The organism is Acinetobacter pragensis (assembly GCF_001605895.1).
In the GTDB taxonomy this organism is placed as follows: Bacteria; Pseudomonadota; Gammaproteobacteria; order Pseudomonadales; family Moraxellaceae; genus Acinetobacter; species Acinetobacter pragensis.
This window is the reverse complement of the sequence record NZ_LUAW01000013.1, coordinates 105,730-122,787: the sequence shown is the minus strand read 5'-3', so window position 1 is coordinate 122,787 and position 17,058 is coordinate 105,730. Positions and strand designations below refer to the sequence as shown.

17 protein-coding genes are annotated in these 17,058 nt (G+C 42.9%); 11 read left to right on the top strand and 6 right to left on the bottom strand.

Annotation, left to right across the window (positions count from 1 at the left end):
* Positions 1–6 precede the first annotated feature (6 nt).
* The 6 genes from AZH43_RS04925 to AZH43_RS04900 all read left to right on the top strand — a co-directional run bounded on the left by AZH43_RS04925 (position 7) and on the right by AZH43_RS04900 (position 5,582).
* On the top strand, positions 7–1,248 hold the full coding sequence (locus AZH43_RS04925; protein ID WP_067667197.1) for an acyl-CoA dehydrogenase family protein: 1,242 nt from the start codon (positions 7–9) through the stop codon (positions 1,246–1,248).
* Between the two features lie 147 nt (positions 1,249–1,395).
* Complete coding sequence (locus tag AZH43_RS04920) at positions 1,396–2,517, top strand: phosphotransferase family protein (RefSeq protein ID WP_067667195.1); 1,122 nt, start codon at positions 1,396–1,398, stop codon at positions 2,515–2,517.
* Positions 2,514–3,212 carry a histidine phosphatase family protein gene (locus AZH43_RS04915; RefSeq protein ID WP_067667193.1) on the top strand — a complete coding sequence of 233 codons (699 nt, stop codon included), beginning with the start codon at positions 2,514–2,516 and terminating at the stop codon, positions 3,210–3,212. The genes AZH43_RS04920 and AZH43_RS04915 overlap by 4 nt, the downstream gene beginning before the upstream one ends.
* Positions 3,213–3,235: 23 nt before the next feature.
* A complete protein-coding gene (locus AZH43_RS04910) occupies positions 3,236–3,979 on the top strand; it encodes an SDR family oxidoreductase (RefSeq protein WP_067667394.1) in 744 nt (247 codons plus the stop codon).
* A 147-nt stretch (positions 3,980–4,126) separates the two neighbouring features.
* Positions 4,127–4,969: a methylated-DNA--[protein]-cysteine S-methyltransferase gene (locus tag AZH43_RS04905; RefSeq protein WP_067667392.1), complete on the top strand. Its 843-nt coding sequence runs from the start codon at positions 4,127–4,129 to the stop codon at positions 4,967–4,969.
* Positions 4,956–5,582, top strand: a complete 627-nt coding sequence (locus tag AZH43_RS04900) for an alpha-ketoglutarate-dependent dioxygenase AlkB family protein (RefSeq protein WP_067667191.1) — start codon at positions 4,956–4,958, stop codon at positions 5,580–5,582. The genes AZH43_RS04905 and AZH43_RS04900 overlap by 14 nt, the downstream gene beginning before the upstream one ends.
* 92 nt (positions 5,583–5,674) lie before the next feature.
* Here the strand turns inward: AZH43_RS04900 and AZH43_RS04895 are convergent, their stop codons facing one another.
* Together AZH43_RS04895 and AZH43_RS04890 are read right to left on the bottom strand one after the other, a co-directional pair.
* A complete protein-coding gene (locus AZH43_RS04895; RefSeq protein ID WP_067667189.1) occupies positions 5,675–6,421 on the bottom strand; it encodes a hypothetical protein in 747 nt (248 codons plus the stop codon).
* Positions 6,422–6,629: 208 nt separating this feature from the next.
* Positions 6,630–8,042, bottom strand: coding sequence for an alpha/beta hydrolase-fold protein (locus AZH43_RS04890; protein ID WP_162840076.1), 1,413 nt, complete (start codon positions 8,040–8,042; stop codon positions 6,630–6,632).
* Positions 8,043–8,314: 272 nt separating this feature from the next.
* Here AZH43_RS04890 and AZH43_RS04885 point away from each other — a divergent pair, with 272 nt between their 5' ends.
* A complete protein-coding gene (locus tag AZH43_RS04885; RefSeq protein WP_067667185.1) occupies positions 8,315–9,025 on the top strand; it encodes an SGNH/GDSL hydrolase family protein in 711 nt (236 codons plus the stop codon).
* A gap of 54 nt (positions 9,026–9,079) precedes the next feature.
* A complete protein-coding gene (locus AZH43_RS04880) occupies positions 9,080–9,715 on the top strand; it encodes a uracil-DNA glycosylase family protein (protein WP_067667183.1) in 636 nt (211 codons plus the stop codon).
* 47 nt (positions 9,716–9,762) lie between these two features.
* On the opposite strand, the gene AZH43_RS04875 is transcribed toward AZH43_RS04880, so the two are convergent.
* On the bottom strand, positions 9,763–10,254 hold the full coding sequence (locus AZH43_RS04875) for a pyridoxamine 5'-phosphate oxidase family protein (protein ID WP_067667182.1): 492 nt from the start codon (positions 10,252–10,254) through the stop codon (positions 9,763–9,765).
* A gap of 151 nt (positions 10,255–10,405) precedes the next feature.
* Positions 10,406–11,269, bottom strand: a complete 864-nt coding sequence (locus AZH43_RS04870) for a DMT family transporter (RefSeq protein WP_067667179.1) — start codon at positions 11,267–11,269, stop codon at positions 10,406–10,408.
* Between the two features lie 232 nt (positions 11,270–11,501).
* On the opposite strand from AZH43_RS04870, the gene AZH43_RS04865 reads away from it, so the two are divergent.
* Positions 11,502–12,899 carry an aminotransferase-like domain-containing protein gene (locus AZH43_RS04865; RefSeq protein ID WP_067667176.1) on the top strand — a complete coding sequence of 466 codons (1,398 nt, stop codon included), beginning with the start codon at positions 11,502–11,504 and terminating at the stop codon, positions 12,897–12,899.
* 20 nt (positions 12,900–12,919) lie between these two features.
* On the opposite strand, the gene AZH43_RS04860 is transcribed toward AZH43_RS04865, so the two are convergent.
* The gene (locus AZH43_RS04860; protein WP_067667174.1) at positions 12,920–13,357 is read right to left on the bottom strand and encodes a hypothetical protein; all 438 of its coding nucleotides are present in this window, start codon (positions 13,355–13,357) and stop codon (positions 12,920–12,922) included.
* A gap of 142 nt (positions 13,358–13,499) precedes the next feature.
* Here AZH43_RS04860 and AZH43_RS04855 point away from each other — a divergent pair, with 142 nt between their 5' ends.
* Complete coding sequence (locus tag AZH43_RS04855; RefSeq protein ID WP_067667172.1) at positions 13,500–14,135, top strand: class I SAM-dependent methyltransferase; 636 nt, start codon at positions 13,500–13,502, stop codon at positions 14,133–14,135.
* A gap of 49 nt (positions 14,136–14,184) precedes the next feature.
* Here AZH43_RS04855 and AZH43_RS04850 read toward each other — a convergent pair whose 3' ends face one another.
* The gene (locus tag AZH43_RS04850; RefSeq protein ID WP_067667170.1) at positions 14,185–15,738 is read right to left on the bottom strand and encodes a phospholipase D family protein; all 1,554 of its coding nucleotides are present in this window, start codon (positions 15,736–15,738) and stop codon (positions 14,185–14,187) included.
* A 125-nt stretch (positions 15,739–15,863) separates the two neighbouring features.
* On the opposite strand from AZH43_RS04850, the gene AZH43_RS04845 reads away from it, so the two are divergent.
* Positions 15,864–16,979: an S-(hydroxymethyl)glutathione dehydrogenase/class III alcohol dehydrogenase gene (locus tag AZH43_RS04845; protein WP_067667167.1), complete on the top strand. Its 1,116-nt coding sequence runs from the start codon at positions 15,864–15,866 to the stop codon at positions 16,977–16,979.
* Positions 16,980–17,058 lie beyond the last annotated feature (79 nt).

Sequence of the window (17,058 nt, the reverse complement as noted above, 5' to 3'; positions counted from 1 at the left end):
CATGCCATGTTTGAGCTATCAGCACGCGCTCAGGATTATATTGAAAGAACAAAGCAATTTATTAAAGATGAACTCGAACCTATTGAAAATGAATTTTGGCATGAAGTTCATGAACTGAATCAAGGCGGTGACTGGACGACATGGCAATGGCCAGAACAGTTGGAAGGATTAAAAGCCAAAGCCAAGGCAGCAGGGCTTTGGAATATGTTTTTACCTTGCCCTGAACTGGGTCAGGGCCTGTCTGTACAAGAATATGCGCATATTGCTGAATTGTCTGGCCGCAGCCTGCTGGCACCAACCGTTTTTAACTGCAATGCGCCGGACAGCGGCAATATGGAAGTTATCTGGCGCTATGGCACAGAAGCGCAAAAAGAGCAGTGGCTCAAACCGCTTTTGGATGGGAAAATCCGTTCGGTTTTCTGCATGACAGAACCGGCTGTTGCCTCTTCAGATGCAACCAATATGGAAGCTACGGCGGTTGTTGCTGGTGATGAAATTGTGCTGAATGGTCGGAAATGGTGGTCATCCGGTTTAGGTGATCCAAATGCCAAAATCATTATTTTTATGGCGCATACTCCTGATGAATCTAAAGACCGTCATCATCAGCACTCAATGGTGTTAGTGCCTGTTGATACCGCGGGTGTAAAAATTGAACGTATGCTGCCGGTATTTGGTGACTATGACGCTCCGCATGGGCACGGCGAAATCAGCTTTAACAATGTCCGTGTACCGGTTTCAAGCTTTATTGGCGGTGCAGGCCAAGGCTTTGAAATTGCGCAAGGCCGCTTAGGCCCAGGCCGTATTCATCACTGTATGCGCTGTATTGGCGCGGCTGAAAAATCTTTAGAATTGATGATTGACCGCGGTATGAGCCGAACGGCATTCGGCAAAGAAATTTTGAAATTAGGCGGCAATATGGAACGTGTTGCAGATGCCCGTGTTGCGATTGATCAGGCACGCTTATTGACCTTATACGCAGCCTATAAAATGGATACTTTAGGCAATATGGCGGCGCTGACAGAAATTTCCGCAATTAAAGTCGTTGCGCCGAGTGTTTTGGAAAAAGTGGTTGATATGGCGATACAAATTCACGGCGGTGCAGGTGTCTCCCGTGATACACCATTGACCGGATTTTTTGCGCAGGCACGGTCTTTGCGATTAGCAGACGGCCCAGATGAAGTACATAAGGGCATGATTGCTAAGCTTGAACTGACAAAACGCGGCTACAGTTCACGCCGAAAAAAATAGTCAGCGCAGGCAGACTTATACGCATGGCTGAAATGCGCGCGCCATGCTATAAGAAATGTATACTTTTTAACAATGCATAATTGAATTGCGCATATTTAAAAAATGCACAATCAACGTCAAAAAAATTCAGAGTTTAGGAAATAAAGAATGTCAGTCATTGATGTTGGCGGAACAGTCCGTGAGGGTGAAGAATTAGATGTCAGCGCGGTGAGTAACTGGCTCATTGAAAATGGTTCAGAAATTACTGGCCCAGTTGAAGTGACACAATACTCTGGCGGCGCATCTAACTGGACATACCGGCTTAAGTATGAAAATGCAGACCTGATTTTACGCCGCCCGCCTAAAGGTACCAAGGCGAAGTCAGCACATGATATGGCGCGTGAATACAATGTGCAAAAAGCCTTGGCTGAGTTCTATCCGGTTTTGCCGGAAATGGTGGCTTTGTGTCAGGATCAATCTGTCATTGGCTGTGATTTTTATGTGATGAAACGGGTTGAAGGCATTATTCCCCGCGCCAATTTACCCAAAGATTTGAATTTTAATGAAGCGCAAGTGCGTGAACTCTGTATCAATGTCATTGATAAATTAATTGAACTGCATCAAGTGCCGTATCAGGGTACAGAACTGGAAAAAATAGGTAAAGGGGAAGGCTATTGCCGCCGTCAGGTTGAAGGCTGGGACGCCCGCTATGAAAAAGCCAAGACCTTGAATGTACCGTCCTTTAAATATGTGCGCAACTGGTTGAAAGCACATATTCCTGAAGATACAAATACCTGCGTTATTCACAATGACTGGCGTTTTGATAACGTCATTTTAGATCCGGAAAATCCGACAAAAGTGATTGGTGTACTGGATTGGGAAATGGCGACATTGGGTGATCCGCTCATGGATTTAGGTTCTGCTTTAGCTTATTGGGTTGAAGAAAAGGACAATGCGATTTTCAAAGCGACGCGCCGGCAACCAACTAATCTAAAAGGCATGTTCACCCGAAAAGAAGTTGTAGATTATTATTTGGAAAAAACCGGCCTGCACACAGACAACTGGACCTTTTACGAAGTCTTCGGCATTTTCCGTTTAGCGGTAATTGCGCAGCAGATCTATTACCGCTATTACCATAAGCAAACCAATAATCCAGCCTTTAAAGATTTCTGGATTGTCATTCATGCCTTGCATATTCGCGCATTAAAATTAATTGGCCTGCAAAAAATGGAGGCGAATGATATTGCGCACAAATATATTGAAAAAATGAAGGATATCTTAGGAAAATGACCACGATTTATTTGGTTCGCCATGGGCAAGCTTCATTTGGCGCAGAGAGTTATGACAAACTTTCTCCGAATGGTGAGCTGCAAGCGCAGGTGCTAGGCCAGTATTTTGATCAAATTTTAAAAGAAGCGCCTTATGCTGTTGCCGGATCTATGCAGCGTCACCAGCAAACGGCCAGTTTGGCACTGGAAAAATGCTTTCCAGAAAGTGAAGTTATGACAGACAGCGCGTGGAATGAGTTCAACCATCAGCAGGTTTTTGCCCAGTATGAACCGCGTTTTAATGAACCGCATTTACTTAAGGAAGATGTGGCGAAGGAGTCCAATCCGCGCGCGTACCTGGCCAAAATCTTTGAAGGTGCGATCGGCCGCTGGACTGGCGGTGAGTATCACCACGAATATGAAGAATCTTGGCCGCATTTTAAAAGCCGTGTAGAAACTGCATTGCAAAATTTATGTGATGAATTAGCGGAAACGAAGCCGCGCTATGCAGTGGTGTTTACATCCGGCGGCGTAATTTCGGTGGCTGTGGGTAAAATTTTAGGCTTAAGCCCTGAAAAAACTTTTGCGCTGAACTGGGCAATTGCCAATTCTAGCCTGACGACATTGCGTTTAGTCGGCAATGAGCCGCAGCTGCTAAGTTTAAACGAACATCATTTTATTAAAGCTGCCAATCCAAGTTTATTGACATGGATTTAATTAAAAAAATAAAGGAACAAGTCATGGCGAAAACAATTTTAATTACAGGTGCAAGCTCAGGGATTGGAGCAGGCATGGCGCGTGAATTTGCGCAAAAAGGCTATAATCTTGCTATTTGCGCTCGGCGGTTAGAGCGGTTAGAAACATTGAAGCAAGAGTTGGAAAGCCAATATGGCATTAAAGTGATTGCAAAAATCTTGGATGTAACCAACTACGATCAAGTTTTTGAAGTGTTCCGTGCATTTAAGGCTGATTTTGGCACCATTGACCGCGTGATTGTCAATGCGGGAGTCGGTGAAGGGCGCCGCATTGGTAAAGGAAATTTTGAAATTAACCGTGCAACTGTAGAAACTAACTTTATTTCCGCTTTGGCGCAGTGTGAAGCCGCTGTGGAAATTTTCCGTGAACAAAATGCAGGGCATTTGGTGGTGATTTCATCCATGAGCGCAATGCGCGGCATGCCAAAACACTTGACTGCTTACGGCGCAAGCAAAGCCGGTGTTGCACACTTGGCAGAAGGCATTCGTGCGGAGCTGATCAATACGCCAATCAAAGTATCAACCATCTTCCCAGGCTATATCCGTACAGAAATTAATGAAGGCGCGAAAAAATTGCCTTTTGAAGTAGATGAAAAAACTGGTTCACGCTTGTTGGCTGCCGAAATTGAAAAAGAGCCGGTCAAAGCATATGTGCCAAAGTGGCCTTGGCTGCCGTTAGGCACCATAATGAAAGTATTGCCTTTAAAGTTAGTGATGAAATTAGGCTAGTTTCACCGCCAAATAAAAAAGCTCCGTATGGAGTTTTTTTATTTTTTAACATGCAGTGCTTAAAACACAAGTTTCGGATTTTCTCTGCTGTTGTATATTTTTATACTAAGAAGAACAGAGGAGGCTGACACTATGAATCATGCTGAAATGCTCAAGCAGAATCAATATGACCGAATTGCAGATGCAATCGCATACATTCATCAGAATTTTAAGCAGCAGCCAAGCTTAGATGAAATTGCTTCATCTGTTCATCTCAGTCCAATTCATTTTCAAAAACAGTTTAAGGATTGGGTCGGGGTCAGCCCCAAAAAGTTTCTGCAATATATCAGTGTTGAATATGCTAAAAAAATTTTGGAACAAAGCGCTGAGTTTTCAATGTCAGATGCAGTCTATGAAACTGGATTTTCAAGCCCAAGCCGCTTGCATGATCTTTTTATTCAGATAGAAGGCATGACACCTGCTGAATTTAAAAATCAAGGCAAAAACTTGGTCATTTCATACAGTTTTGCAGATACACCTTTTGGAGAAGTGATTATCGCATCTACCCACAAAGGGATTTGCCATATGGCTTTTGAAGAAAGCCGCGAGCTGGCATTCCGGCAATTATTTGATGCTTTTCCGCTTGCACAATTTATAGAGCAGACGGATGCTTTTCAACAAAGTGCTTTGTGTATATTTACTAATGCAAAGTCATTGCCAAGCATTAAACTGCATTTAAAAGGGACGCCATTCCAGCTAAAAGTCTGGCAAAGCCTGATGAAAATACCGATGGGCCAGCTCAAGACTTATGGCGATATTGCGCAGAATATTGAAAATCCCCAAGCCCATCGGGCTGTAGGCACAGCTATAGGCAGCAATCCTGTCGCATTTTTAATTCCATGCCATCGAGTAATCCGTTCCACAGGCATTATTGGCGGCTATAAATGGGGAGCGCCGCGCAAAACCGCTATGATTGGCTGGGAAGGAGTGAAAACGCATGAACCTGCTTGATGACCGTAAACCCGAATCAGCATTCAGTGCTCCTTGGCACAATTTACTTCCTTATGATGGCTGTGTGGAATATCGCGGGCTGATTTTATCAGAGCCAAAAGCCAATGATTATTTTCAGCATTTTATGCAGTGTATTCAATGGCGTCATGATGAGGCAGTCATTTTTGGCAAACGCATTTGCACAAAGAGAAAAGCAGCATGGTACGGTGACGGTGATTATTCATATACGTATTCAGGCGTAGAGAAAACAGCATTGCCATGGACAGATGCGCTATTAGAATTAAAGGCTGTAATAGAAGCGAATTGCGGTGAACATTTCAATTCCTGCCTGCTGAATTTATATCATGATGGCAGTGAAGGTATGGCGTGGCATAGCGATGGTGAAACTGCCTTGAAAAAGAACGGAACTATTGCGTCTCTTAGTCTTGGCGCAGCCCGCCGCTTTTTATTTAAACATAAGCAAACGGGAGAAAAAGTAGAGACGCTTTTAGCGCATGGCAGCTTGCTGTTAATGAAAGGCACAACACAAAGCAATTGGCTGCATCACTTGCCGGTCAGCCGGAAAGTTCATACGCCGCGAATTAATCTGACGTTTAGGAGCATGTCTGAATAACCTGATATTGCAAGATCATTCAGACTTTGAAACAGTCCGTATTTAAAGCATTCTGCTTAATTATTATTTAAATATTTTTTGATTCAATAGCTTTAATGCATGAGCTTTCCAGCTTGATTCAGGATAGTTTTATTATGCTGTTTTACCTGTAAAGCCACTTCATGTGTTGTTTTCTCGCCCATGATATTGCGTTCAACGGTATAGAGATATGAACCGCTTTTAAACGTGTAATGATGATTTCCGCCGCTGCCGTCAAATGTGACGGAACCTTGATTTAAAATTAAAGATGGCTTTGCAGCTTGTTTTTGATTGGCCTTCCAAGAAGCGTAGCGGTATTGGCCATTGCTGAGTTCATCAATACGTACCATAAAGCTCAGGGTTTTAAAACTGAAAACTGGCGCTTTGAACTTCTGCAATGATGGATGCAGCTGCTGTTTCTGCTGTGCAATTAAATTTTGTTTATATTGCTGTTCAGCCTTGCTGCTGTAATTGACTGCAGTTATTTTTCCGCCATCCAGCCAAACCTTGCCCTCATCCAGCATCAGGCCTCGCCAGCCCATAGAGCTCCATTGGCTAAGCTTAGAGCGGGCAATGTCCTGTTTCAGCTGAGTATCAAAGACCTGATTAAAGCGTTTTTCCATGTCTGCAGCACTTTGAATCGCTGGAATTGGCGCTTCCCGCTGCAATGGATAACGGATATTTTGAATAATAGCCCGCTGATTGTTCTGCTGAAAATTCTGGATAATCCGATTCACTTGCTGCTGTTCTGAATTTGTCAGAGCAAATGCGGATGTACTGCCAATTGCGATTATGACTGCAAGCGCAGCTTTATAGATCATGGGAATTTACCTTCTGCTTTTTCAGAAACCACAATTAGTAAAGTCAGCCTGCAGGATTAAGAACCTTAAAAGAGGCTAAGCCTGCAAGAAAACGGCATTTTATTTAAATACAATATCAGTCTTATGACTTAGCTTAGCCGTAATCACGTATCTATTTGGTAGCACAGGCCTCTAATCAAAATATTTCCTAGAATTGTTAAGGCAGAGATTAGTCTGCAAAGAAATGCCTCAATGCATCCTGTAAAGCGACTTGCCAAACAGCATAGGAATGTCCGCCTGCATAACTTTTGTAAGTCACATCATGCCCTTGAGCTTTTAAGTCCGCTGCGACAATTGGAGCTGTCTCTAAAATGCTTAGATCATTATTATTACGTGAGCTTTCATAGCTGTTGGCAGAAATAAACCAATGCTGTTCAGGCGATGTTTTTTGAGAACGAATAATTTTGCTCATGCCGTTGGGTTTATCCACTTGATCGGCCTGCCACCAAAAAGAGCCAGAAAGCGGTACAGCATGACTAATCTCCTTCGGATATTGCAGGGCCAAGTAAGCAGAACTCAGACCGCCTAAGCTTGAACCTAGCAGGACGGTTTTTTTCTTATTACGTTTATTCGGCAAATGCTGGTCTATCCACGGCAATAATTCTTGACCAAAAAATGCTTTAAATTCAGGATTCGGTGTCAACTCTTTAGGTCTTTCAGCGTCATTTGGCGCAGAAACAAAGACGGCTTGAATAGGCGGAAGCTTGCCTTGTTCAACTAAAATATCCAATGCTTTAAATTCAGGATTCGGTGTCAACTCTTTAGGTCTTTCAGCGTCATTTGGCGCAGAAACAAAGACGGCTTGAATAGGCGGAAGCTTGCCTTGTTCAACTAAAATATCCAATGCTTTAGGCACCTGCAGCAAGTCCGCATATTGTTTGCCATCAAAGAAGATAGCTGTAATGTAATCTTGCTGTGAATTTTTAGACTTGGATTGGTAAATTTGGATACTGCGCTGATTCTTTAAGCCTTTGCTGTCTAAGGTATATGTTTTAACTTCGGGATCTGGCGTATCGGCATAATCCTGCGGGTTGATAAATTTTGGCGCATCTTTCAACGTTGCATAGTTTTCATTGCGCAGCCCAGAAGTGTCATTTAAAGGCAAATACCGATGCGGATTATAAGGATCAAGTTTTTGGACTTGCAGTACTGTACGGCGCTGCGCGCGGGATTCTTTTAAGCTTGAATCTAAATGCGGACAATAGTGGGATAAATAACCCTCCACATTTGGAAGATCTACAGCAAAACTATAGCTGCCTATAAACTGATTGCTCACAATCGCTTCTTTAAACCAAATATCTGTCTTCGGAATACGGGTCAGCCATTCATGGTCATTGCTTGGCCCGCCAATTAGCCGGACATTCTGCTGCGCTCCGCGCCATAAAAAAATCACGCGGCTGGTCTTGTCATCAAGCTGCTCAATCCATGGAGTCCCTTGCTGTGCAGCAGCATGCCAAAACTCTTCAATTATTTTAGCTGTCTGTTGCGGATGAGCATTAATTTTTGACTGCAGCTGCATCAAACGCGGGCTTTGTGGCTTAATTGCTTCACACGGAGCGGCATAGCTTAAGTTTTTATGCATTTCTGTCCATGTGGACTGTGAGTTTTCTTTTGCAAAAAAGCTGCGGGAAGGTGAGTGCAAAGCCTGATGCCAGCAGTATTGAATAGAATTTTTTTTGCAGCATAAAGATAAAGAATCAGCAAGAAATCTACATAAATGATAATCATTATTAATTATTGCTTCCAGCAAAAAAAAGAAATTTCTTTTGAAATTCAAACAACAGGTATATTGGTCAATGAATTAGCTCCACAGATCATTTAAAATATAAAAAGCCGAGATCTGATGATTTGCCTATGTTGTTAAAAGCCGCCACCATCGCATTAATTCCTGCTTTAATCATTCAGGGAACCCGCGTAAAAAAAAATACGCCGCGGCTGCCAGAGCCGGATGGTGCACGTGAAGGCCAAACGGGTACAGGAACGCCCTTGTCCATTTTAATTGTGGGAGACTCGGCTGCGGCTGGCGTGGGAGTATCTACTCAGGATGATGCTTTGCTTGGGGCTGTTATTGATGAGTTGAAACTGGATTTTGCGCTGGATTGGAAATTGCATGCGCAGTCTGGAGATAACAGCAGGCAAATCATTCAAAAAATAGACGCTTTAAACTCTTGCCATTATGATGTGGTGCTGACTTCCGTCGGTGTGAATGATGTCACTCAGCTGTTGTCTGCAAAGCAATGGATTAAAAAACAGCATGAACTGTATGCTTTAATTCAAAATAAATTCAGTCCAAAGCTTGTGATTGCTGCCGGTGTACCGCCTATGCATATGTTTCCGGCATTGCCAAATCCTTTAAGCTGGCTGTTTGGGCAATATGCACAGCAGATGAATCAGCAGCTGGAAAAATTTGTGCAGGAAAAGCAGCATATGCAGTGGATTGAATATGACTTGCAGAAATACCGCGCGCTGAACTTGCAAATGGCCGATGACGGTTTTCATCCCAGCAAGGAAATTTATCAACTGTGGGGGAAAGAAGTGGCGAGTATCATCCGCCAGCAGTTTTAAAACCTGTTGATTATGGCCTGCTGAGGCTTTTCGAAGCTGCTTGAATTGAAAATTATGAAAGATGATGTGCTGAATCCCCTTAATGCTTTAAATACTCAGGCTGCTGATGCTGTCATTGAGACGCATCCCTTGCATCCATTTTTGCCTAAGAATGGAAAGCTTTTAATGCTCGGCAGCTTTCCGCCGCCCAAAACGCGCTGGAAAATGGATTTTTATTACCCCAATTTTCAAAATGACATGTGGAAAATCTTTGGCTTATGCTTCTTTCAAAATAAAAACCATTTTTTGAATGTGGATAGCAAAACGTTTAAAGAGCAGCAGATTCGCGATTTTCTGAATGAAAAAGGCATTGGGATTTTTGATACGGCGTCTCAAGTGATCCGCCTGAAAGGCAATGCTTCAGATAAATTTTTGCAGATTCATACTGTGACAGATATCGAAATGCTGTTAAAGCAAATGCCTGATTGCCATAGCATTATGACGACAGGAGACAAGGCAACAGATACGCTTATGTTGTCGATGCCTGACAATACGCAGAAGCCGATAATCTGCGCTTCCAGCCATGCGCATTTTGCAGGGCGCAATTTGACGCTGTACAGAATGCCATCTTCTTCGCGCGCGTATCCTTTAGCGCTAGAGAAAAAGGCAGAAGCTTATTATTCCTTATTTTTAGAAATAGGCTTACTTTAAGTGGTTTTAAGAAATAAAAAATATAAATCCGTCATGCACTGATCAGCCTAAAAGGATTCAGCCGGCATCATGTACGGATATTTTACCCATTTATAACCATAGACCTGAAAATCACGGACATTTTTGAAATCATTCCAAATTAATTTGCTGCCTTTCGTCCACTTTAATGCGCGTATTCGACGGTTTACCATGGCCAGCTCAGCCTCGTTGGCGGGCCGTAAATCACCAATTTCTGCATAAAGCCGAATACCGGGGAAATCTTTAAATTGACCTTTGTATAGCGACTGAAGCCAAAATAACGAGCTGCTGTTGATGGCTTGAATGCACGCTTTAGGATGATGGCTTAAATTCGCTTGCAACGCCTCTGAAAAGCTGTCAAAAAAGAAACCGCGGGCAGACGTATCATGCAGAAACAGCGTGCCAATTGGGGTAATGGTCGGCTGTAAATCATTGTCTACAGTGGCTATTGAGCAATGCATGGATGCTTTCTGAGCCTGCGCTATTACCTTGCGTATATGAACCCATTCCTGAGGTTTCATTCATTCACCTATATTATTTTAGTTTTATTGAATATTTAATATAGCAAGATCAGGTCTGAATTATTTGCCGATAGCTTGAAATGAACTGGTCATTCAAGCCATTGTAAAAATAACACTGAGAATTTTTCAAAACACCGTGGCGTAGAGGTTCTTAAGCATATTTTTTTGCCATGACCACACAGGCGACAACCGCGGCAGACACGGCAATCATCAGCAGTGTGATGTGCTCATTTAAAATAATGGCGCACAGCATGAGTCCGATAAATGGCTGAACCAGCTGAATCTGACCAATTTTTGCAATACCGCCCAATGCAAGGCCTTTGTACCAAAAGAAAAAACCAATCAGCATGCTGAATAGCGAGACATATGCTAAACCTAAATAGGCTGTTCGCGGAATGCGGCTAAAGTCCTGAGGGATATATATCCAGCTGATGAGCAGCATAAGCGGCAAAGCCATGACCAGCGCCCAGCAAATAACCTGCCAGCCGCCTAGACTGCGCGATAGCATGCCGCCTTCGGCATAACCCAATCCGCACAGCAGAACAGCTGCAATCATATAGGCATCGCCAATTGAAATGCCATGCAGCCCAGATTGATACAGCATGAAGAACATTACTGCGCTGCTGCCAAGGCCGGCATAAATCCAAAAGGCTGTTTGCGGCAATTCTTTGGCGCGCAGCACCGCAAAGAAAGCGGTCGATAAAGGCAGCAGGGCAATAAAGATCAATGAATGCGCGGCACTGAGGGTTTGCAGGGCAAGAGCTGTAAAAAACGGAAACCCGGCAACGACACCAATTGAGACGATGGCTAATGATTTTAGCTGCGCGGCAGATGGTCTTTGCTGTCTAAGGATGAGCAACAGCATAATCGCAATACTTGCGGCAATCACAGCCCGTATTCCAGTCAAAAATTCAGGGCTGAAGCCTTGAACAGCTAGACGGGTTGCCGGCATTGAACCGGCAAAAATCAAGACGCCAATAAATCCATTCAGCCAGCCTTGATGAATGCTCTTCATGTTTTTATTCCCAGAGATGATATGCAGGCAGATATAAGGAATTTAAGCGAAGAGATAAGAACTGGACAGATACAGTGCAATACAATTATAAAGAACTGTTATGGGTAGATATCCCATACAATTTGATTTTTATTCTGCATTTTTATAAGCTGAAATACAGCAGATTAAGCGTTACTCAGGCCAATTTCGTAATTTGCTGCAATACATTTTGAGCATTAGGACAATATAAAAAATGGCGGCGACAAAAATTGAATATGTGATGCAGCTGGTTCAAAAACAAGTCAGTCAAAATTTACTTACTGTTGGCACCCGCGTTCCCTCTGTACGCCAATACGCGCAGCAGCTGAACTGTTCTGTATCGACCGTTGTAGAAGCCTATGCAAGATTGGTCAGTCTTGGTGTTTTAGAATCTCGGATTGGCGCAGGATATTTTGTTTGCCGTCCATCGACAGCATCTGGGTTATTGGCAGAACGCGGAATTGAATATAGCCGTGAAGTCGATCCGCTTTGGATCTCCCGCCAGTCGTTGGATGCTCCTGAGGAGATGTTAAAGCCCGGCTGCGGCTGGCTGCCGAAAGAATGGATGCCGGAGCAAGCCATACGTAAAGCGCTGAAGGCCGTAGCAAAATCAAAAAGCAGCCTGCTTCTGGATTACTCAATTCCTCATGGGCATGTGGATTTAAGGCGCTATGTTGCGCGAAAACGTGAGGCTTATGATGTTGAATTGAATTTAAATCAGATTTTGGTCAGTGATTCTTCAACGCAATCAATTGATTTGATTTTCCGGCATTTATTGAAGGCCGAAGATACGGTCATTATTGATGATCCTTGTTATTTTAACTTTAGGGCCTTAATCAAGGCGCATGGCCTCAACTTTATTGCAGTGCCTTTCACTAAAAATGGACCAGATGCAGCACTATTTAAGCAAGCGCTTCAATACCAGCCTAAGCTGTATTTAACCAATTCGGGGATACATAATCCTACCGGCACCGCGCTTTCTATGCAGACAGCCTATGAAATAGCAAAACTTGCAGAAAAAAATGGCCTTTATATTATTGAAGATGAGATCTTCACCGATTTTGAATATGCACCGGCGCCGCGCTATTTGACTTTACTGGGTTTAAAGCAGGTGATCCAAATCGGCAGCTTCACCAAAACCTTATCTGCGGCTATTCGCTGCGGATATATCATTGCGCAAGAAGAAATGATTGATCAACTGATTGATCTGAATATTGCGACACATTTTAATAGCAGCCATTTAAATGCCGAAATTATTTATCAGGCATTGATGGACAGCAGTTATTTGCGCCATATTGAATGGCTGAAAAAACAGCTGCATAAATCTATGATTGAGACCGTTAAAAAGCTGGCAATCCTGAATATTCATCCTGTACTTTTGCCTAAAGCGGGCATTTTTTTATGGTGCCGATTGCCTAATCAGATAGATGCCATTCAATTGTCACAGCGCTGCTTGGCCAAAGGAATCATTCTAGCGCCCGGGAATTCTTTCAGCCAATCTGAAAATGCAGGCCAATTTATCCGTTTTAATGTCGCACAATGTACCGATAAAAAGGTTTTCGATGTTTTAACCGAAGTTTTAGAAGAGCTGAAAATGCGTGATGCTGTTTAAAATTTATGGAGATCTAAGGCTTAGCCATCATATTCTACATAATCCCATAAGTTTAATCGGGCCTTAATTTCTTTACGGATATTCGGCATCAAAGGCAATAATGTACCGTCTAGCCAAAGGCTCAACGCTTGTGATGTCAGCTCTTGATTCTCAGTATCCAGCAGTTTTGCGCCTTTAACTAAAATCAAAGTTTCTTCCGAAGCCGCGGTTTCAATGCCCTTAAATAACACTTGCAGCTCATGGCCTGTATCTTGAATCAGCCATTCCAGCTCAATTTGAATATTTTGGTTTGATTTTAAAACGGCTTGTCCTGCAATGAATTCGCTGTCCGTTAAGCAGTCATGTTCGACACGGACTTTTGACAACACCCATTCTTGCGCTGCTAAGTCTTCTAAAGTCTTATACGGCGTTAAAATGTCACTTAAATTGAACTGACGGCTTAAATCAAAAAATTGCATGGGGAGTGGTCACAAAGCAGAAAATAAAGGGAGAAGCGTTAATCTTGCAATTTTAATGTAATGAAAAACAGCTGTAAAACCTTTGCACTGATTGATCTTTTTTATGTATAAATAATATGCAAAATTAAATAAGAAATTCACTATGCTTGAAGAAGTAAAAAGCCCTATAGATTTAAGAAGGCCTGATGATGCATTGCAATGGGCAAATGAAGCGAATATTAAAAGGCCTTGGCGGTATAGCATTTTTGATTATTATGCAGATGAAATTCTGCAGCAGGCGGCTTACGGCCAAATTCTTGAAATTGGCGCAGGTCCAGGCTATTTAGCCAAGCATTTGCTGCAGCGCTGTCCTCATATTCAATACACGGCATTTGATTTTTCAGACGCCATGCATACGCTTTCAAGAAATAAGCTGGATACAGAGGAATTGGCAAGAAGCCAATTTATTACAGGTGACTTTAAACAGCCTGAATGGGAGCGCTTAATCGCCGGCCAAAGCGCTCAACGCGGTTTTGATGTGATTATGATCCATCAAGCGCTGCATGAATTAAGACATAAAGTTCATGCACCATTATTTCACCAAGCTGTGAAGAAATTGATGCATGAGAACAGCCTTTATTTTGTTTGTGACCATATATTTGCCGCCGGGGCAATGCAAAATAATGATTTATATATGTCAATCGATGAACATCTTGACGCTTTGCATCAAGCCAATTTCAAGAAAATTCAATTTATCCGTGAATTAAAAGGTCTCGCTGTATTTAAAGTTAAAGAGTAAACGCCTTTGAGTGAAATGAAGTAGAAAGTTAAATGCAAGCACATTGTAATTACATCATCCATTCAATTGGCAAGTATGAGACGGCATGCATGGTAAATCTTTGAAATCTAGTCGTATTCGGGTCTGCTTTTAGCTCTTGAATAGAACCATCAGTGCGGCGGTTCAGCCAAATAATTTGGTTGTTATCATTCAATTTGAGTTCATATGCAACTTGCGGCAGATATTGGTCTAGGCTTTTAGATATTTGGTTCTGTAATTTTTCTGACTCAACCACTAAGCCAACTTCGGTATTAAGATTGGCCGAACGCGGATCAAAATTAAAAGAGCCAATAAACACCATGCCGTCAATATCAAAAAATTTAGCATGCAGGCTGGATGCATTTTTACCTTTGGCGGGAATGACATTGCCTGTCATTACTTCATACCAAGTGCGTTTTTTTCTTTCAATATAAGGTTTAAATTCGTAGAGCTGAACACCGCTTGCTAATAAATCATGACGGTATTTTTGATAGAACGCATGCACAACAGCAACATCATTGGCAGCTAATGAATTGGTCAATACACGCACTTTGACCTTGTTCTTTGCTAAACCGGCTAAATAATCAGTGCCGCGCCGAGTTGGCACAAAATAGGCAGAAACCAATTCGATATGCTCTTTAGGCTCTCCCATATAGTGAATCATTTGATTATAAATCAGCTGCTGTTTTGTGGCTTTTCCACGGATTTTTTCTGGGCTGTCTGCGACAAAATGGGCGGGCGCCCAATTGAATGACCGCTGTCTTAAGTTTTGGTCTAATTGCTTCTGCTCAAATTCAATTTTGTTTTCCACATTATTTTTTTGAACAGCATCCTGCTCATATTGCCGGTTCAGCTGTGCCAGACTGTCTTTTGAACCTGTTCCTATGAGCTGGCGCACGTCATAGCTGAGCGTGTCATTCCAAAAATCCTGAAAAACCTGATTGGCATGATTAACTGCATTTCCATAAAAAAGAATGTCCAAATCGGTAAATTGGAAACTTTCACTGGCGTCGAAATATTCCCGGCTGATATTGCGCCCGCCTGTGACCGCAATGGCGCCGTCTGCAATAATCAGTTTGTTATGCATGCGGTGGTTGATCCGCTTAAGATGAAAGGCATAATCAATCACCCGGAGCTTTCTGAATTTATAGGGATTGAACAGCTTAATTTCAAAATTTGGATGCGATGCTAAGGCTTTTAAAGCATGGTCCAGCTGAGTGCCGTTTTGATCATCAATGAGCAGTCTGACTTTAACGCCGCGCTGCGCTGCTTTCAACAGTTCATGCAGCATCATGTGGCCAATATAATCGTCTTTCCAAATATAGTATTGCAGGTCAATATTGTGCTGCGCTTTGCGGATTAAATGCACCCGTGAAGCAATACTGATAAAGGCGTCATCCAGCGCTAAATATCCTGTCAGGCCTTGCGCCAGTTCTGCATCTTTATTGCTTTGATCCAGCCAATGTTCTGCATGGGGTTTAATTGGGGTTTCCTGTTTTGAAGTATTCATAGGCAAACTGCACCCCGTGAGCAGAAGAAACATTAAAGAAAATGAAACAGCTGGTTTGGGCAAATGAATCTGCATATTTATTTTTAGGGAATTAAAAAGTTATAAGCGCATATTATCATCATGTTAAAGGTTGAATCATAGAATAAAAAGCGGTTACTGTAGGTCATCTGTTAATCTTGCCATCAAAGGATGTTCATTCCATGAAATCACGTGCAGCCGTCGCATTTGGACCGGGTCAGCCCTTGGAAATTGTAGAAATTGACGTCGCGCCGCCAAAAGCGGGTGAGGTCTTGGTTAAAATCAGCCATACAGGTGTTTGCCATACCGATGCCTTTACGCTGTCCGGTGATGACCCAGAAGGCGTATTTCCAGCAGTTTTAGGGCATGAAGGTGCAGGTGTTGTTGTTGAAGTCGGTGAAGGTGTGACCAGTGTAAAGCCTGGCGATCACGTGATTCCTTTATATACGGCGGAATGCGGTGAATGCTTATTCTGCAAATCGGGTAAAACCAACCTTTGTGTGTCCGTACGCGCGACTCAAGGCAAAGGCTTGATGCCAGACGGCACCACTCGTTTTTCTTATAAGGGCCAGCCGATTTACCACTACATGGGCTGCTCAACATTCTCTGAATATACTGTGGTGGCGGAAGTTTCTTTAGCAAAAATCAACCCCGAAGCCAATCATGAGCATGTTTGCTTGCTGGGCTGCGGTGTAACAACCGGTTTAGGCGCAGTTAAAAATACGGCCAAAGTTCAAGAAGGCGATACCGTTGCTGTATTTGGCCTAGGCGGAATTGGCTTGGCAGTGGTTCAAGGCGCGCAAAAAGCCAAAGCGGGCCGGATTATTGCTGTAGATATGAACCCAGAAAAATTCAAGCTGGCTGAAGAGTTCGGCGCTACAGATTTCGTGAATCCTAAAGATTATGACCGCCCTGTACAGGAAGTTATTGTTGAAATGACCGGCTGGGGGGTAGACCACTCATTTGAATGCATTGGCAATACCAATGTAATGCGTTCTGCATTGGAATGCGCGCACCGTGGCTGGGGTCAGTCCGTCATTATTGGTGTCGCTGGAGCGGGTCAGGAAATTTCTACACGGCCTTTCCAGCTGGTCACTGGCCGCACTTGGAAAGGCACGGCATTTGGCGGTGTCAAAGGCCGTTCGCAGCTGCCGGGCATGGTAGAAGAAGCCATGAGAGGCGATATTAAGCTTGAGCCATTTGTAACCCATACTATGGGGCTAGATAAAATTAATGAAGCTTTTGATTTAATGCATGAAGGAAAGTCTATTCGCTCTGTTGTGCATTTTGATGATTGATAAGTTTCTGATTTAACAATTAAAACCAAGCCTAGGCTTGGTTTTTTACATTTCTGAAAAATATATTTTAATGTGGCTT

Bases quoted from the DNA above. Each gene is read 5' to 3' on its own strand.
- AZH43_RS04915 (WP_067667193.1), top strand. From the start codon at position 2,514: ATGACCACGATTTATTTGGTTCGCCATGGGCAAGCTTCATTTGGCGCA.
- AZH43_RS04850 (WP_067667170.1), bottom strand. From the start codon at position 15,738: ATGCAGATTCATTTGCCCAAACCAGCTGTTTCATTTTCTTTAATGTTT.
- AZH43_RS04845 (WP_067667167.1), top strand. From the start codon at position 15,864: ATGAAATCACGTGCAGCCGTCGCATTTGGACCGGGTCAGCCCTTGGAA.
- AZH43_RS04880 (WP_067667183.1), top strand. From the start codon at position 9,080: ATGAAAGATGATGTGCTGAATCCCCTTAATGCTTTAAATACTCAGGCT.
- AZH43_RS04895 (WP_067667189.1), bottom strand. From the start codon at position 6,421: ATGATCTATAAAGCTGCGCTTGCAGTCATAATCGCAATTGGCAGTACA.
- AZH43_RS04870 (WP_067667179.1), bottom strand. From the start codon at position 11,269: ATGAAGAGCATTCATCAAGGCTGGCTGAATGGATTTATTGGCGTCTTG.
- AZH43_RS04905 (WP_067667392.1), top strand. From the start codon at position 4,127: ATGCTCAAGCAGAATCAATATGACCGAATTGCAGATGCAATCGCATAC.
- AZH43_RS04920 (WP_067667195.1), top strand. From the start codon at position 1,396: ATGTCAGTCATTGATGTTGGCGGAACAGTCCGTGAGGGTGAAGAATTA.
- AZH43_RS04890 (WP_162840076.1), bottom strand. From the start codon at position 8,042: ATGCATAAAAACTTAAGCTATGCCGCTCCGTGTGAAGCAATTAAGCCA.
- AZH43_RS04885 (WP_067667185.1), top strand. From the start codon at position 8,315: ATGTTGTTAAAAGCCGCCACCATCGCATTAATTCCTGCTTTAATCATT.
- AZH43_RS04865 (WP_067667176.1), top strand. From the start codon at position 11,502: ATGGCGGCGACAAAAATTGAATATGTGATGCAGCTGGTTCAAAAACAA.
- AZH43_RS04855 (WP_067667172.1), top strand. From the start codon at position 13,500: ATGCTTGAAGAAGTAAAAAGCCCTATAGATTTAAGAAGGCCTGATGAT.
- AZH43_RS04860 (WP_067667174.1), bottom strand. From the start codon at position 13,357: ATGCAATTTTTTGATTTAAGCCGTCAGTTCAATTTAAGTGACATTTTA.
- AZH43_RS04900 (WP_067667191.1), top strand. From the start codon at position 4,956: ATGAACCTGCTTGATGACCGTAAACCCGAATCAGCATTCAGTGCTCCT.
- AZH43_RS04925 (WP_067667197.1), top strand. From the start codon at position 7: ATGTTTGAGCTATCAGCACGCGCTCAGGATTATATTGAAAGAACAAAG.
- AZH43_RS04875 (WP_067667182.1), bottom strand. From the start codon at position 10,254: ATGAAACCTCAGGAATGGGTTCATATACGCAAGGTAATAGCGCAGGCT.
- AZH43_RS04910 (WP_067667394.1), top strand. From the start codon at position 3,236: ATGGCGAAAACAATTTTAATTACAGGTGCAAGCTCAGGGATTGGAGCA.